Raw genomic sequence first — 14,211 nt, forward strand, 5'->3', positions numbered from 1 at the left:
CGGCTTCGGCGGTCGGCTGGGATGTGAATGGACTTCAGCAAGATCACCCGGACGAGCGAAAGAGGGGCGGAGCGGGATCGATGTCATCGCCGATTTCGTTGCCGGGAACAAGGAGGCGGCACACACGGTAGGACCCGTAGGCAGCCCGAGGCATCCGGACTGCCGGACCACCCGCTGTGGGCTGAAGCGCAGTGGCTCGTGGCGGGCTCAGGTCAAGTGCACGGGCAGCCGCGCGACGGGCACGCGGTAGGCGAGGCGGGCGGCCGGTCGGTAGGCGAGGGACGCGAGAACGGGCACGCGGCCGTAGGCGAGCCGCGCCCGAGCCCGCCCATGGACACGGGACGGGCGCGAGGGCGGGCGCAGTGCAAGGTGGATGGTGTGGGCGGGCGTGGCGCGTGGCGTGGGTGACGTGTGGGCGGGCGTGGGCAGGTGCGGGGGTGGGCAGGCGCGTGAGTGGTTAGTGCGGGGGTGGTTAGGGGACGACGGAGCGCTCCTCGGCGAAGTGGCACGCGCTCGGGTGGTTGCCGACGCGGGTCACCAGGGCCGGTTCCTCTGTCGCGCACACGTCCTGCGCCTTCCAGCACCGCGTCCGGAACCGGCAGCCGGATGGGGGGTTGACCGGTGACGGCACGTCGCCGGTCAGGCGGATGACGTCGCGGTGGCCCCGCAGGGCCGGGTCCGGCACCGGGACGGCGGACAGCAGGGCCTGCGTGTACGGGTGCGTGGGGTGCCCGTAGATCTCCTCCTCCGTCCCGATCTCGACGATCTTCCCCAGGTACATGACCGCCACCCGGTCCGACAGGTGCCGCACCACCGACAGGTCGTGCGCGATGAACACGTACGACAGCCCGAACTCGCCCTGCAGCTCGCCCAGCAGGTTCATCACCTGCGCCTGGATCGACACGTCCAGCGCCGACACCGGCTCGTCGCACACGATCACCTTCGGCCGCAGCGCCAGCGCCCGCGCGATCCCGATCCGCTGCCGCTGCCCGCCGGAGAACTGGTGCGGGTACCGGTTGATGTGCTCCGGGTTCAGCCCGACGACCTCCAGCAGCTCCCGCACCCGCCCCGCCCGCGACGCCCTGGGCGCGACTTCGGGGTGGATCTCGAACGGTTCGCCGATGATGTCGCCGACCGTCATCCGCGGGTTCAGCGACGTGTACGGGTCCTGCAGCACGATCTGCATCTCGCGCCGCCACCGGCGCAGCGCGGCGCCCCTCAACCCGAACACCGACGTGCCCTCGAACAGCGCCGTCCCGGACGTGGGCGGCTCCAGCCGCATCAGCACCTGCGCCAGCGTCGACTTCCCGCACCCCGACTCGCCGACCACGCCCAGCGTCTCGCCGGCCCGCAGCGTGAACGACACCCCGTCCACCGCCCGCACCTGCCCGACGGTCCGCCGGAACGCCACCCCGCGCGTCACCGGGAAGTGCTTGACCAGGTCCCGGACCTCCAGCAGCTCAACCACCGACGACCTCCTCCGCGAAGTGGCACGCGCTGGTCCGCCCCGCCCCGAGCCCGACGGGGGACGGCAGGTGCGCGGCGCACACGTCCTCCGCCCGCGGGCACCGGGGGTGGAACGGGCAGCCGGACGGGATGCGCAGCAGGTTCGGCGGCAGCCCGCGGATCGTCTCCAGCGCCGTCCCCTTGGCGTCCAGCCTGGGCAGCGACCGCATCAGCGCCGCCGTGTAGGGGTGGCCGGGCGACCGGAACAGCGAGGCCGCGTCGGCCTGCTCCACGATCCGCCCCGCGTACATCACCACGATCCGGTCGGCCACCTCGGCGACGACGCCCAGGTCGTGGGTGATCAGCACGAGCCCCATCCGGCGTTCCCGCTGGATCTCCGCCAGCAGGTCCATGATCTGCGCCTGCACGGTGACGTCGAGCGCCGTGGTCGGCTCGTCGGCGATCAGCACCTCGGGGTCGAGCGCCAGCGACATCGCGATCATCGCCCGCTGCCGCATGCCGCCGGAGAACTGGTGCGGGTACTCGCGGACGCGTTGCCGGGCGGCGGGTATCCGGACCAGGTCGAGCAGTTCGACGGCCCGCGCCCTGGCGTCGGCCCGGCTCATGCCGCGCCGCACCCGCAGCTGCTCCTCGATCTGGAACCCGACCGTGAAGACGGGGTTCAGCGCGGACAGCGCGTCCTGGAAGATCATCGCGACGCCCTCGGCGCGGACGGCGCGGCGGCGTTCGGCGGTGGCGGTGAGCAGTTCCTCGCCGTGGAACCGGACGGACCCGCTCGTGACGAACGCGGGCGGGGTGTCCAGGATGCCCATGATCGCCTGGGCGGTGACGCTCTTGCCCGACCCGGACTCGCCGAGCACGGCCAGCGTCTCGCCCGCGGACACGTGGTAGCTCACGCCGTTGAGCACGCGGGCCACCCCGTCGCGGGTCCGGAACTCGACGTGCAGGTCCTCGACCTCCAGCAGCACGACACCCCTCCTAGCGGAGCTTCGGGTCGAGGGCTTCGCGCACGGCGTCGCCCAGCATCACGAACGCGAGCACGGTGGCGGTCAGGAAACCGGCCGGGAACAGCAGGGCGTGCGGTGCGACGCGCAGGTAGTCCTTGGCGCTGTTGATCATCACGCCCCACGACACGACCGGTGGCCGCAGCCCGATGCCCAGGTAGGACAGGGTGGCTTCGGCGCCGATGAACGCGCCGAGCGCGATCGTGGAGTACACCAGCACGGGCGCGACGCAGTTGGGCAGCAGGTGCTTGCCGATGATCCGCCCGGACGACGCGCCGAGCGCCCGCGCCGCCTTGACGTAGTCCTGCTGCTTGGCCGCGATCGCGGTGGACCGCATGATCCGCATCGCGACCGGCCAGGACAGCACCGAGATGGACAGCACGACCTGCGCGACGATCCGCGTCGGTCCGGCGTCGCCGCCCGCGTTCAGCGTGGTGAGGATGACGATCGCGCCGAGCACGAACGGCACGCCGACGAACACGTCGGCGATCCGGGACACCACGGCGTCCAGCCACCCGCCGTAGAAGCCGGCCAGCATGCCGATGGACGCGCCGACCAGCACGACGCCGATGGTGGCCAACAACCCCACCACCAGCGACGCGCGCGTGCCGTGGACGACTCGCGTGTAGATGTCGTAGCCCTGGTTGTCGTACCCGAACCAGGCGGCCGAGGAGGGCGCGCCGCGGGACCGCGACAGCACGGCCTCGTTCGGGTCGCCGGAGGTGAACAGGCCGGGGAACGCCGCCATCAGCACCACGAGCAGGATCAGCGACATCGACACCCAGAACAGGGGTCGCCGCCGCAGCGCGTGCCAGGCGTCGCCGAACAGCCCGCGCGGCCGTTCCACCACGAGCGCGGCGAGTTGGTCACTCATAGCGGATCCTCGGGTCCAAGACCGCGTACAGCAGGTCGACCAGCAACGTCATCAGCAGGTACACCAGCACCAGCACGGTGACCACGCCGGTCACCATGGCGCCGTCCTTGGTCAGGATGGAGCGGAACACCAGCCCGCCGACGCCGGGCACGTTGAAGATGCCCTCGGTGACGATCGCGCCGCCCAGGAACGCGCCCAGGTCGGTGCCGAGGAACGTGATCACCGGGATCAGCGAGTTCCGCAGCAGGTGCACGCCGACGATGCGCCGCGGCGGCAGCCCCTTCGCCGCGGCGGTGCGCACGTAGTCGGCGCGCCGGTTCTCGGCGATGCTCGCCCGGGACAGCCGGGCCACGTAGGCCATCGACAGGCTGGCCAGCACGAAGCCGGGCACGAGCAGGTTGCCGAACGACGGCGTGGTGACCGTCGGCGCGATCCACCCGAGCTGCAGGCCGAAGACCAGCTGCACGACGTACCCGGTGACGAACACCGGGATGGAGATCAGGAACAGCGTCGAGACCAGCACCAGGCTGTCCAGGAAGCCGCGGTTGCGCAGCCCGGACACGACGCCCGCGGTGATGCCGATGACGGCCTCGACCAGCAGGGCCACCAGCGCCAGGCGCAGGGTCACCGGGAACGTCGCCGCGATCCGGTCGACCACCTGCACGCCGGACGACGTGACGCCGAAGTCGCCCTGCAGCAGGTTGACGAGGTACTTCCAGTACTGCAGGAGCAGCGGGTCGTCGAGGTTGAACCGGTCGCGCATCATCGACACGTAGGACTCGGGGCAGTCGCGCTCGCCGCACTTGCCCTCGAACGGGTCGCCGGGCACCGCCCACACCAGCACGTAGATCAGGAACGTGGTGCCGACGAACACCGGCACCATCTGCAACAGCCTGCGCAGCACGTAGCGCCCCAACGAGCACCCCTTCGACACGAGACCGGGATCGGGACCGGCGCCGGACCGGCGCGGGGACCGGGTCGGGGCCGGCCCGGAGGTGGTCCGGGCCGGCCCCGCGCCGGTCGCTAGGCCACTTCGACCGTGTACAGGTCGAGCGTGCGGAACGGGTCGAGGTTGGCCACCTTGAGCCGGTCGGACCGGCCGCCGATGGTGTTCTGCGTCCACAGCGGGACGGACGGCAGGTCCTCGGCCAGCATCCGCTCGGCTTCGAGGTACAGCTCGATGGCCTCGTCCTCGCTGGACGCCCGGTCGGCCTCGGCGAGCTTGGCGTCGAACGCCGGGTTGGAGTACAGCCCGTCGTTGGAGGACGCGCCGGTGCGGAACAGCGGCGTGAGCCAGTTCTCGATCGACGGGTAGTCGGCGATCCAGCCGGCCCGGTACATGCCGGTCATCTCGTGCGCGTTCACCTTCTGCCGGAACTCGCCGAAGCTGGTCGTCGGCAGGAACCTGGTTTCGACGCCGAGGGTGTTCTTGATGCTGTTGACGACCGCTTCGGCCCACTCCTGGTGGCCGCCGTCGGTGTTGGACAGCAGCAGGATCTCGCCGGTGTGGCCGGACTTGGCGTACGCGGCCTTGGCCTTGTCCGGGTCGAACGCGCAGTAGTCGCCGCACTGGCCGGGCCGGTAGCCCTTCATCAGCGGGTGCACCCAGCCGTCGGCGGGTTTGCGGGTGCCCTCGAAGATCCGCTGGGTGATCTCCTCGCGGTTGATCGACATGGAGATCGCGCGGCGCAGCTCGACGTTGTCGTAGGGCGGCAGGTAGAGCGGGAACGCGATGGTCTGGTTGTTCAGCGTCTCGCGCTGCACGACCCGGTCGCCGAGGTCGGTCTCGTACTGCCTGCCGGCCAGCGCGTTGGGCGGCAGTTCCTCCATGAAGTCGAGGTTGTTCGCGACGAGGTCGGCGTAGGCGGACTCGCGGCTCTGGTAGACCTTGAGCGTCAGGTCCTTGAACTTCGGCTTGTCGGCGCCCTTGTAGTCGTCGTTGCGGGTCAGCTTGATGTCGGTGCCGACGCTGCGCGAGACGAACTTGAACGGGCCGTTGCCGATCGGGTTGGCCTCGAACGCCTGGCGGTCGGTGAAGAACGCCTCCGGCAGGGGCGAGAACACCTCGTAGCCGACGGTCACCGGGAACACCGAGAACGGTTCGGACAGGGTGATGGTGAACGTGTGGTCGTCCACGACCTCCAGCCCGGACATGGTGTCGGTGGTCGGGGTCGGCGCCTTCTGCTCGCCGTCGGGGCCGTCGGGGTCCTTGGGGTGGACGACCTCGTAGCCCTCGATCTGGGAGAAGAAGCTGGCGCCCTGGGTGGCGTTGGGGCCGTAGGCGGTCCAGTTCCAGGCGTCGACGAAGCTCTTCGCGGTGACGGGGCTGCCGTCGTGGAACTGCCAACCCTGCTTGATCTTGACGGTGAAGACCTTGGAGTCGGAGGTCTCGATGGACTCGGCCATCGCGTTCCTCGGCTGCGCGTCCTGCGCGCTGTACTCGATCAGGCCGGTGAACAGCGGGTCGAGGACGCGGCTGCCGCCCGCCTCGGTGGTGTTGCCCGGGACGAGCGGGTTCTCCGGCTCGGTGTTGAAGATGGTGATGGCGGCGTCGGTGTTCGAGCCGGCCGGCGTGTCCGCCGAACCGCAGGCCGTGGCCGCCAGGGCGACCACCGCGGCCGCGGCGGCTAATCGGGCAAGTGACATGGGTCCTCCCACCTGTTCGCGCGTGACCGAGCGGAGTCGACCGCGTTGCACAGCGTGGGAGTGAACCTAGAGGGTCAGGTGACGCGAGCCACGAGGGTGAGGCGTCACAACCTCGTCACGAACAATCCCAGTTGACAGCGGAATAACCGTGCCGACCGGTCCGGCAGCGCCTAGGCCAGGGAGAACGCGATGCCGTCGAGGATGTCGTGCTCGCTCGCGACGAGTTCGGTGATCCCCCGCGCTTCGAGGTGGTCGGCCAGCGTGCGGACGATCAGCGCGCCGCCGCAGATCACGTCCACCCGGCCGGGGTGCATCGGGCCGAGCGCGGCGCGTTCGTCGTGACTCGCGGTGAGCAGCTTCGAGGTGGTCTCGCGGATGGCGTCGAGGCTGAGCCGGGCGAGGTGGATCTCGTCCGGCTCGTACCGGGGCAGCTCCTTGGCCAGGGCGACGAGCGTGGTGACGGTGCCGGCCACCCCGATCCAGGTGCGGGCCCGGGACACCGGGACGGCGTCGAACGCCTCGGCGAGGACGTCCCGCGCCACCCGCACCGCCTCCTCGACCTCGGCCTCGGTGGGCGGGTCGCCGTGCAGGCAGCGCTCGGTGAGCCGGACGCAGCCGATGTCGACGGACCGGGCGGCGGAGACGTCGCCGCGCACGCCGTCCCAGGCGCCGAGGACGAGTTCGGTGGAGCCGCCGCCGATGTCGGAGACGAGGAACGGGCCCTCGGCGGCGTCCAGGTCGGACACCGCGCCGGTGAACGACAGCCGGGCTTCCTCGTCGCCGGTGATGACCTCGGCCTCGACGCCCAGGACGTCCCGGGTCATGGCGAAGAACGCGTCCTTGTTGGCGGCGTCGCGGGTGGCGGAGGTGGCGACCATGCGGACCCGCTCGGCGCCCTTGCGGCGCAGGGCGTTCGCGTAGTCGGCGAGCGCGGCGCGGGTGCGGGCGATGGCGTCGGGGTGCAGCTGCCCGGTGGCGTCGACGCCCTGGCCGAGCCGGACGACCCGCATCTCGCGGTGCACGTCGCGCAGCCACCGCTCGCCACCGTCCGAAGTGGTCACGTCGGCGACCAGCAGGCGGATCGAGTTGGTCCCGCAGTCGATCGCGGCCACGCGTGCCATGCCGTGGTTCCTCCCTGCCGGTGGGTGCTGCCAGCAGGGTAGTCGGCCGGGCGAGGGGGACCCGAGGGCCCGGGTCCCCCTCGACGCGGTCAGTTGGGCGCGTGGACCGGTCGGCGGCGTTCGCCGCGTAGTCCCTGGTCGCGCCGCGCACGAACATGTCCTGCTCGGCGTGGTCGCCGGAGAAGTGCTGCTGGATCGAGCCGTTGAACGGCGTGGTGGACGCGTTGCGGCCGCACACGTCGGCGCAGACCGCGGTGGGGCCGGAGTTGCGCACCTTGAAGCCGCCCGCGCGGAACTCGCGCAGCGTGCCCTTGAACGGCGAGCGCGGGTCGTCCCACGCCACCCGCCGGCCGGTCCGGTCGGTGATCCGCCGGGCCGCGTCGCAGTAGTCGCCGCGGATGCCCTCGTAGCAGAGGTCGACCTGGCGTTCCACGCCTGGGTGACCCGCTGGCCGGAGGCGAAGCTCCACGTCAGCGTCCACGAGCCGATCGGTCGCCCAGGTTGGTGATGTTCACGTTCGCGGTGAAGCCGCCCTGCCGCTGGGTCGCGATCGCGTAGGTGACGCCGCAGCCCGGTGCGGCGACGACCGCGGCCGTTAAGAGGTTCCTGTGCCTGCGCATGGGTGTGCCGCCTCCCGGGAGGTGTTACCAGGTCGCGGAAAGGCGACGTCCCGATTTCCCGGGGACGGCTCAGGTGGCCCTCATGGACGACGTCACCGACGGGCGGTCGCCGGACGACGAGGACGAGCCGCCGGAGCTGCTGGAACCGACGGAGCTGCCGGAGCTGCTGGAGCTGCCGCCCGTGGTGCCGCCGGGCGTCGTGCCCTCGGGGGTCGTGGTGACGGCAGGCTCCGCGGCGGTCGTGGTCGTCGTCGTGGTGGTGGTCGTCGTCGTCACGCAGCTCGGCGGGACCGGGGGCGTGGTGGTCGACGTCGGCGCCGTGGTGCTGGTGGTCGTGCTGGTGCTGGTCGGCGTGTCCGTGGGGCACGTCGGCGTGGTGGTCGTCGTCGTGGTGGTGCTGCCCGTCGGCGACAGGGTGATCGTCACACCGGGCCGCGACGTCGTCGTGGTCGTCGTCGGGTTCGGCGTGCCCGAGGACGGCGGCGTGGTGTTGCCGGGCGGCGCGGTGCCGTTGTCGTTCGGCGGGGTGCCGTTCGACGGGTCCTGGTCCTGGTCCTGCCCGAAGTCGTCGTCCGAGCCGACCATGTCCGGCAGCACGGGCACGCCGCTGGCGTAGATGTCCGCCCAGTACAGCACCGTGGCCACGTACTCGTTCGAGTGGTTGTAGCGGAACACCGAGCGCGCGCGCTGCTCCGGGTCGCTCACGTCCGCGCCGTTCGCGCACAGGTAGTTGCCCGCGCCGATGGTGGCGTCGTAGATGTTGTTCGGGTCCCGGTCGCCGTCGCCGTTGCCGTCGGCCGCGTAACCGGCCCAGGTGGACGGGATGAACTGCATCGGGCCGACCGCCCGGTCCCACGTGCGGTCGCCGTCGAACCGGCCGCCGTCGGTGTCCCGGATGGCGGCCATGCCGGGCCCGCCGTCGAGCACCGGGCCCAGGATCGGGTTGACCGTGGTGCCGTTCTCGGCGACCCGGCCGCCCCGGGCGTGCCCGGACTCGATCCGGCCGATGCTCGCCAGCAGCGGCCAGTCGAGGTTGCAGCCGGGGGTGGTCTGCGCCAGCCGGTCCGCCGCCCGCATGTAGGCGTCGAGCATCACGCCGGGGATGCCGTGCTGGCCCTCGCGCAGGAAACCGCCCTCCAGCGGGGGCAGGTCGTCCTCGAACTCCGACGGGTCGTCCGCGTCGGCCAGCAGCGCGGCGCTCACCTCGTCGGCCTCCGGCAGCTTGCCGGTCGCGCCCAGCTGGCCCCTGCCGTTCAGCGCGAGGGTGCCCAGCACGTCGCCGGAGCCGGGCGGCACGATTTCCACGTCGGAGCGGGCCGCGAGGTTGATCCAGTCGACCGGGTTCGCGGTGTGCAGCAGCGCGGGCACCAGCATCGCGGCGGTCGCGGTGGCGGCGAAGCCCCATTGCCGAGGCGTCATCGTGCCCGGGTGGACCCTGGTCCTCTTCCGCACCCGACGCTTCGACCTAGGCACGCCACGAACTCCCCATCGCCTCGTCATCCGGCCCGCAGACCAGCCTGCCTGATCCGATCGGCGGTGTCACGGCCGATCGCCCGCTTTGTGCCCGGAGACCTGCTTTGTGCCCGAAGAACCCACCCGGCGGTCAGTTTTTCACCGTTGACGCGCACTCCCCGCTCGGCCACCACTCGGCGAGCAGGTCGAGGGCCTCGTCGCCGAACGGGTTCACGCCGCGGCCCGCGGCCAGCGAGTGCGCCACGTGCACGTGCAGGCACTTGACCCTGGTCGGCATGCCGCCCGCGGTGACGGTCGTGCCCAGCGGCTCGATCGCGTCCCGCTCGGCCAGGTACAGCTCGTGCGCCCGCAGGTAGCGGGCCGCCAGCTCCCCGTCCGCCGCCAGCCGGTCGGTCATCTCCTTCATCAGCCCGGCCCCTTCGAGCCTGCTGACGTAGGAGTTCAGCTTCGAGCACGTCAGGTAGTACAGGGTCGGGAACGGCGTGCCGTCCTCCAACCGGGGGTTGGTCTGCACGACCGCCGGGTGCCCGCTCGGGCACCTCGCGGCGACCTCGCGCATGCCCCGCGGGGCGCGCCCCAACTGCGCCGCGACCGCCGCCCGGTCCTCGTCGCCCACCGTCATCGCGCCGCCGCCGAATCCCACAACTGCTCGTACCACGCCTTGTCCTCGGCCGGCTTGGTCGCCGGTCGCCGCTCTTCCAGTTCGCGCTCCGCGTCGCCGGGGAGCTGCACGATGTAGGGCGTCTCACCGGGCCGCACGTAGTGCAGCCGGCGTCGCGCCTCGGCCTCCACGTGCGCCGGGTCCGCCAGTTCCCCCTTGCGCCGCTCCAGCCGGTCCACCTCGGCGCGCAGGGTCTCCTGCGAGGCGGTGACGCCGCGCAGCTCCTCGCGCTGTTCGAGGTACGTGCGCAGCGGCACGGCGATGCTCAGCGCCAGCGCGCACACCACCATCGCCAGCAGCGCGGCCCGCCGCGTGCCGGTCATGCCGAACGCGCCGCCGGTGCCCGCGCCCGCCCTGGTCCTGGCCCTGGACTGCGGCTTGCGGGTGGTCGGGCGGGTGCGCGGCGGGGTCTTCCCCGGCTCGGCCTTGCGCGGTTGGGCCCTGCGGGGGTCGGCCTTCTTCGGCTCGGCCCTCTTCGGGTCGACCCTCTTCGGCTCGGCCTTCTTCGGCTCGGCCCGGCGGGCGTCCGCGCCACGCCCCCGTGCCCGCGCAGGGCGGGACCCCGGCGTGGCGTCGCGGCCGCGCCGGGGGTCCCGTTCCCGTCGTGCCATCAGCTCTCCGGCGTGTACCGCGGGAAGGCCAGGTCGCCGGCGTAGCGCGCGGCGTCGCCCAGGGCCTCCTCGATGCGCAGGAGCTGGTTGTACTTCGCCGTGCGCTCACCGCGGGCGGGCGCGCCGGTCTTGATCTGGCCCGCGCCGACGGCCACCGCGAGGTCGGCGATCGTGGTGTCCTCGGTCTCGCCGGACCGGTGCGACATCATCGACTTGTAGCCGTAGGAGGTGGCCAGCGCGACCGCGTCCAGCGTCTCCGACAGCGTGCCGATCTGATTGACCTTCACCAGCAGCGCGTTGGCCGCGCGGCGGGAGATGCCCTCCTCCAGCCGCTCCGGGTTGGTCACGAACAGGTCGTCGCCGACGATCTGCACGCGCTCGCCCAGCTCGGCCGTCATCTGCACCCAGCCGTCCCAGTCGTCCTCGGACAGCGGGTCCTCGATCGACACCATCGGGTAGGAGTTGACCAGCTCGGTGTAGTAGCCGGTCATCTGCTCGGCGCTGCGCTTGGTCTTCTCGAACGTGTAGGCGCCGTCGGCGAAGAACTCGGTCGCCGCCACGTCCAGCGCGAGCGCGATGTCGCGGCCGGGGGTGAAGCCGGCCTTCTCGATCGCGACCAGGATCAGGTCCAGCGCGTCGCGGTTGCTCGACAGGGACGGCGCGAAGCCGCCCTCGTCGCCCAGGCCCGTGCCGAGGCCCTTGGACTTCAGCACCGACTTCAGCGCGTGGTAGGTCTCCGCGCCCCAGCGCAGGGCCTCCCGGAAGCTCTCCGCGCCGATCGGCGCGATCATGAACTCCTGGATGTCCACGTCGGTGTCGGCGTGCGCGCCACCGTTCAGGATGTTCAGCATCGGCACCGGCAGGACGTGCGCGTTCGGGCCGCCGACGTACCGGAACAGCTCCAGCCCGCTCGACGCCGCCGCCGCCTTCGCCACCGCGAGCGAGACGCCGAGGATGGCGTTCGCGCCCAGGCGGGACTTGTCCGGGGTGCCGTCCAGGTCGACCAGCTTCTGGTCCACCACCCGCTGCTCGACGGCCTCGATGCCGACCAGCTCGGGACCGATCTCGTCGAGCACCGCGGTGACCGCGCGCTCCACGCCCTTGCCCAGGTAGCGCTTGGCGTCGCCGTCCCTCAGCTCGACCGCCTCGTGCTCGCCGGTCGACGCGCCGGACGGAACCGCGGCACGCTCCAGCGTGCCGTCGTCCAACGCCACCTCTACCTCGACGGTCGGGTTGCCTCGCGAGTCCAGGATCTCGCGGGCGCCGACCTGCTCGATGACCGCCACGTGCGCTCCCTCGTCAGACCATTCGTGTATCGGTGCCGAGCCTAGTTGGTGCAAGGTTTGGGACGGCCCCGGCTCGCTCGTCGGGGGCGCGTGGCGCGTCACCCGGACGGGGCGGCGGGGTGAATCGATCACTTTCACCCGAAAGTGATCTTGCCACAGCCCGAACACCAGTTCGACAATTGACGTGCCCCACCACCGGAATCACGACCCGTCCACCGGCACCACCACCCGCCGGACACCGCACCCCGCGACCCAACCGACCCACGGCCCGGCGGCCCCGCGCCCGGCCAGGCAATCGCTTGCCTGCGCCGGCGCGGATCGGGTGGCTGATCGGCGTTCGTCCAGTGGCTGTTCGGTGACTGTTCGGTGGCTGTTCGCCTTGCGCGAGCTACCGTGCACCGGTGGTTCACGTGACGCGTGGTGGGGATGGGCCGTTGCTGGTGCTGCTGCACGGGCTCGGCGCGACCGGCGAGGTGTGGCGGGAGGCGGCGCGGCACTGGCCCGGGGCCTGGTTGGCGGTGGACCTGCCCGGCCACGGGCGGTCCGAGGGGTTGCGGCGGTACTCGTTCGGGGCGTTGGCGGCCTCGGTGGCGTCGGTGGTCCCGGCCGGGCCGGTGGCGGTGCTCGGGCACTCGTTGGGCGGCGTGGTGGCGTTGACGTTGGCCAGCGGGTGGTTCGGGGTGGACGTGCGGGCCGCCGGCGGGCTGGGCGTCAAGGTCCGGTGGACGCCGGAGGAGCTGGACAAGGCCGCCGCCGTGGCGGCGCGGCCGGCTCGGGTGTTCCCGACCCGGGAGGAGGCGGCCGGGTGGGCGGCGCGGTTGGCCGGGGTGCCCCTGGACGACTCGGGCGTCGCGCAGGCCGACGGCGGGTGGCGGGCGGCGCTGGACCCGGCGGCGTTCGGGGTCGGCGAGCCGGACGTGGAGGGGCTGCTCGCGGTGGCGAAGGCGCCCGTCGTGCTGGCGGCGGGCGAGTCGGACCACATGTGCCCGCCGGACCACCTCCGGGCGGCCCAGCCGGGCGGGGTGGTGCTGCCTGGCGTGGGTCACAACGCCCACGTGGAACAACCGGCGGCGATCGGTCCCCTGCTGGACCGGCTGCACGGCGCGTTGACGGGGTGACACGCCGTCCCGTCATCCGGTCGGCTGTCGTACAGCGGCCGGATGCGCGGGTAGCGTTGATCGAACCATGACCGACAGCACCTTCGAGGCGTTCCGCCGGGCCGAGGCGCTGCTCGCGAACCGCCGACCGCTGGAGGCGCTGCGCGAGCTCGAAGTCGTGCTCGAAGCAGCACCGGACCAGGTGGGCGTGCAGCTGCTCGCGGGTCGGGCCTACCTGGGTTCGGCCCAGCTCAAGCGCGCCGAAGAGGCGTTCCGCAAGGTGCTGGAGCTGGACCCCAGCGACCACTACGCCCGCTTCGCCCTCGGCCGCACCCTGCAGCGCCAGAGCCGGTTGACCGAGGCGTTGACGCAGCTGCGGATGGCGGCGGCGATGAACCCGTCACCGGAGTACCAGGAGGCGCTGGGCGAGCTCAGCGCCCGCCTCGCGGTCGAACGCGACCGCTGACCCGCGCGGCGGAACCGCCCGAGCAGGCGGAACGCCGGTCAGCCGCCGAGGCTGGCGCGCGCGTAGGCGTCGGCGCCGCTGTAGACGTTCTGGCCGTACTCGGTCGAGTTGTTGTACGCCAGCACGGCGGCCCACCAGCCCGCGCCCGTGCCCAGGTCACGGCCGTCGGAGCACAGGTAGCGGGCGGCGGCGAGGGCGGCGTCGTCGATGTTCTGCGGGTCGGGGGCCTGGCCGTCGCCGTTCGCGCGGGCCGCGTAGCGGGCCCAGGTGGTCGGGATGAACTGCATCGGGCCGACCGCCCGGTCCCACGTGGTGTCGCCGTCGAGCACGCCGCCGTCGCTGTCGGCGATGGCCTTGACGCCCGGCGAGCCGTCCAGCGGGATGCCGATGATCGGCCGCGACGGCCGGCCGTCCTCGCCCAGCCGCAGGCCGCCGAAGGTGCCGTGGTGCGACTCGATGCGGCCGATGCCCGCCAGCGTCGCCCACGACACCCGGCAGGCCGGGTCCTGGGCGCGCATCGCCAGGTCGGCGGCGGCGTAGGCGCGCAGGGCGCGGGCCGGGACGTCGGTCTTGTCGGACAGCGCCGCAGCCCACGCGGTGAGCGGTTCGCTCGTGGACGCCTGGGCCTGCGCGTCCGCCGGCACCTCGCCCGCCGTGCCGGGCGCGGCGGCGCCGGGCTGGACCTCCAGGAACGGGACCGGGAACGGCGGGTCGACCGCCTGCCGGGGACCCGACCGGTTGAACGTGCTCAGCGCCCACGCCCCGCCGGCCACGAACGCCAGCAGGAGCAGCACCAGCGCCAGCCGTCCGAAGAGGTTGCCGGCACCGCCGCGTGACGGGCGCGGCTCGGTCTTGGACGGCGGCGGGACGACCACGACCCCAGGC

At 72.3% G+C, this 14,211-nt stretch carries 14 protein-coding genes and 1 pseudogene; 3 read left to right on the forward strand and 12 right to left on the reverse strand.

Going from position 1 to position 14,211, the window contains the following annotated elements:
* Positions 1–472: 472 nt before the first annotated feature.
* From AB0F89_RS03480 to AB0F89_RS03505, 6 genes are all read right to left on the reverse strand, one after another.
* Positions 473–1,468, reverse strand: coding sequence for an ABC transporter ATP-binding protein (locus AB0F89_RS03480; protein ID WP_367132467.1), 996 nt, complete (start codon positions 1,466–1,468; stop codon positions 473–475).
* Positions 1,461–2,435: an ABC transporter ATP-binding protein gene (locus AB0F89_RS03485; protein WP_367132469.1), complete on the reverse strand. Its 975-nt coding sequence runs from the start codon at positions 2,433–2,435 to the stop codon at positions 1,461–1,463. The genes AB0F89_RS03480 and AB0F89_RS03485 overlap by 8 nt, the downstream gene beginning before the upstream one ends.
* A 10-nt stretch (positions 2,436–2,445) precedes the next feature.
* The gene (locus tag AB0F89_RS03490; RefSeq protein WP_367132471.1) at positions 2,446–3,345 is read right to left on the reverse strand and encodes an ABC transporter permease; all 900 of its coding nucleotides are present in this window, start codon (positions 3,343–3,345) and stop codon (positions 2,446–2,448) included.
* A complete protein-coding gene (locus AB0F89_RS03495; protein ID WP_367132473.1) occupies positions 3,338–4,261 on the reverse strand; it encodes an ABC transporter permease in 924 nt (307 codons plus the stop codon). Before AB0F89_RS03495 ends, AB0F89_RS03490 begins: the two co-directional genes overlap by 8 nt.
* A gap of 107 nt (positions 4,262–4,368) precedes the next feature.
* Entirely contained in the window at positions 4,369–5,991 is a 1,623-nt protein-coding gene (locus tag AB0F89_RS03500; RefSeq protein WP_367132475.1) for an ABC transporter substrate-binding protein, read from the reverse strand.
* Between the two features lie 170 nt (positions 5,992–6,161).
* Complete coding sequence (locus AB0F89_RS03505) at positions 6,162–7,112, reverse strand: exopolyphosphatase (RefSeq protein WP_367138680.1); 951 nt, start codon at positions 7,110–7,112, stop codon at positions 6,162–6,164.
* A gap of 155 nt (positions 7,113–7,267) precedes the next feature.
* On the opposite strand from AB0F89_RS03505, the gene AB0F89_RS03510 reads away from it, so the two are divergent.
* On the forward strand, positions 7,268–7,501 hold the full coding sequence (locus AB0F89_RS03510) for a hypothetical protein (protein ID WP_367139195.1): 234 nt from the start codon (positions 7,268–7,270) through the stop codon (positions 7,499–7,501).
* Between the two features lie 46 nt (positions 7,502–7,547).
* On the opposite strand, the pseudogene AB0F89_RS03515 reads toward AB0F89_RS03510, so the two are convergent.
* The 5 genes and pseudogenes from AB0F89_RS03515 to eno form a co-directional block, all read right to left on the reverse strand.
* Positions 7,548–7,805, reverse strand: a pseudogene (locus AB0F89_RS03515) (hypothetical protein); the annotation flags it as partial.
* Positions 7,802–9,151, reverse strand: coding sequence for a lytic transglycosylase domain-containing protein (locus tag AB0F89_RS03520; protein ID WP_367132477.1), 1,350 nt, complete (start codon positions 9,149–9,151; stop codon positions 7,802–7,804). The pseudogene AB0F89_RS03515 and the gene AB0F89_RS03520, both read right to left, overlap by 4 nt.
* Before the next feature lie 184 nt (positions 9,152–9,335).
* The gene (locus AB0F89_RS03525; protein ID WP_367138682.1) at positions 9,336–9,827 is read right to left on the reverse strand and encodes a DUF501 domain-containing protein; all 492 of its coding nucleotides are present in this window, start codon (positions 9,825–9,827) and stop codon (positions 9,336–9,338) included.
* Complete coding sequence (locus AB0F89_RS03530) at positions 9,824–10,477, reverse strand: septum formation initiator family protein (RefSeq protein ID WP_367132479.1); 654 nt, start codon at positions 10,475–10,477, stop codon at positions 9,824–9,826. The genes AB0F89_RS03525 and AB0F89_RS03530 overlap by 4 nt, the downstream gene beginning before the upstream one ends.
* A complete protein-coding gene (eno, locus tag AB0F89_RS03535; RefSeq protein WP_367132481.1) occupies positions 10,477–11,763 on the reverse strand; it encodes a phosphopyruvate hydratase in 1,287 nt (428 codons plus the stop codon). Before eno ends, AB0F89_RS03530 begins: the two co-directional genes overlap by 1 nt.
* A gap of 401 nt (positions 11,764–12,164) precedes the next feature.
* Here eno and AB0F89_RS03540 point away from each other — a divergent pair, with 401 nt between their 5' ends.
* On the forward strand, positions 12,165–12,881 hold the full coding sequence (locus tag AB0F89_RS03540) for an alpha/beta fold hydrolase (RefSeq protein WP_367132483.1): 717 nt from the start codon (positions 12,165–12,167) through the stop codon (positions 12,879–12,881).
* A 67-nt stretch (positions 12,882–12,948) separates the two neighbouring features.
* The gene (locus tag AB0F89_RS03545) at positions 12,949–13,326 is read left to right on the forward strand and encodes a tetratricopeptide repeat protein (protein WP_367132485.1); all 378 of its coding nucleotides are present in this window, start codon (positions 12,949–12,951) and stop codon (positions 13,324–13,326) included.
* A gap of 38 nt (positions 13,327–13,364) precedes the next feature.
* Here AB0F89_RS03545 and AB0F89_RS03550 read toward each other — a convergent pair whose 3' ends face one another.
* Entirely contained in the window at positions 13,365–14,201 is an 837-nt protein-coding gene (locus tag AB0F89_RS03550) for a lytic transglycosylase domain-containing protein (protein ID WP_367132487.1), read from the reverse strand.
* Positions 14,202–14,211: the final 10 nt, after the last annotated feature.

The sequence above is a fragment of the Saccharothrix sp. HUAS TT1 genome, assembly GCF_040744945.1.
GTDB lineage: Bacteria > Actinomycetota > Actinomycetes > Mycobacteriales > Pseudonocardiaceae > Actinosynnema.

Bases quoted from the DNA above. Each gene is read 5' to 3' on its own strand.
- AB0F89_RS03490 (WP_367132471.1), bottom strand. From the start codon at position 3,345: ATGAGTGACCAACTCGCCGCGCTCGTGGTGGAACGGCCGCGCGGGCTG.
- AB0F89_RS03500 (WP_367132475.1), bottom strand. From the start codon at position 5,991: ATGTCACTTGCCCGATTAGCCGCCGCGGCCGCGGTGGTCGCCCTGGCG.
- AB0F89_RS03505 (WP_367138680.1), bottom strand. From the start codon at position 7,112: ATGGCACGCGTGGCCGCGATCGACTGCGGGACCAACTCGATCCGCCTG.
- AB0F89_RS03510 (WP_367139195.1), top strand. From the start codon at position 7,268: ATGTCCTGCTCGGCGTGGTCGCCGGAGAAGTGCTGCTGGATCGAGCCG.
- AB0F89_RS03520 (WP_367132477.1), bottom strand. From the start codon at position 9,151: ATGACGCCTCGGCAATGGGGCTTCGCCGCCACCGCGACCGCCGCGATG.
- AB0F89_RS03525 (WP_367138682.1), bottom strand. From the start codon at position 9,827: ATGACGGTGGGCGACGAGGACCGGGCGGCGGTCGCGGCGCAGTTGGGG.
- AB0F89_RS03530 (WP_367132479.1), bottom strand. From the start codon at position 10,477: ATGGCACGACGGGAACGGGACCCCCGGCGCGGCCGCGACGCCACGCCG.
- AB0F89_RS03545 (WP_367132485.1), top strand. From the start codon at position 12,949: ATGACCGACAGCACCTTCGAGGCGTTCCGCCGGGCCGAGGCGCTGCTC.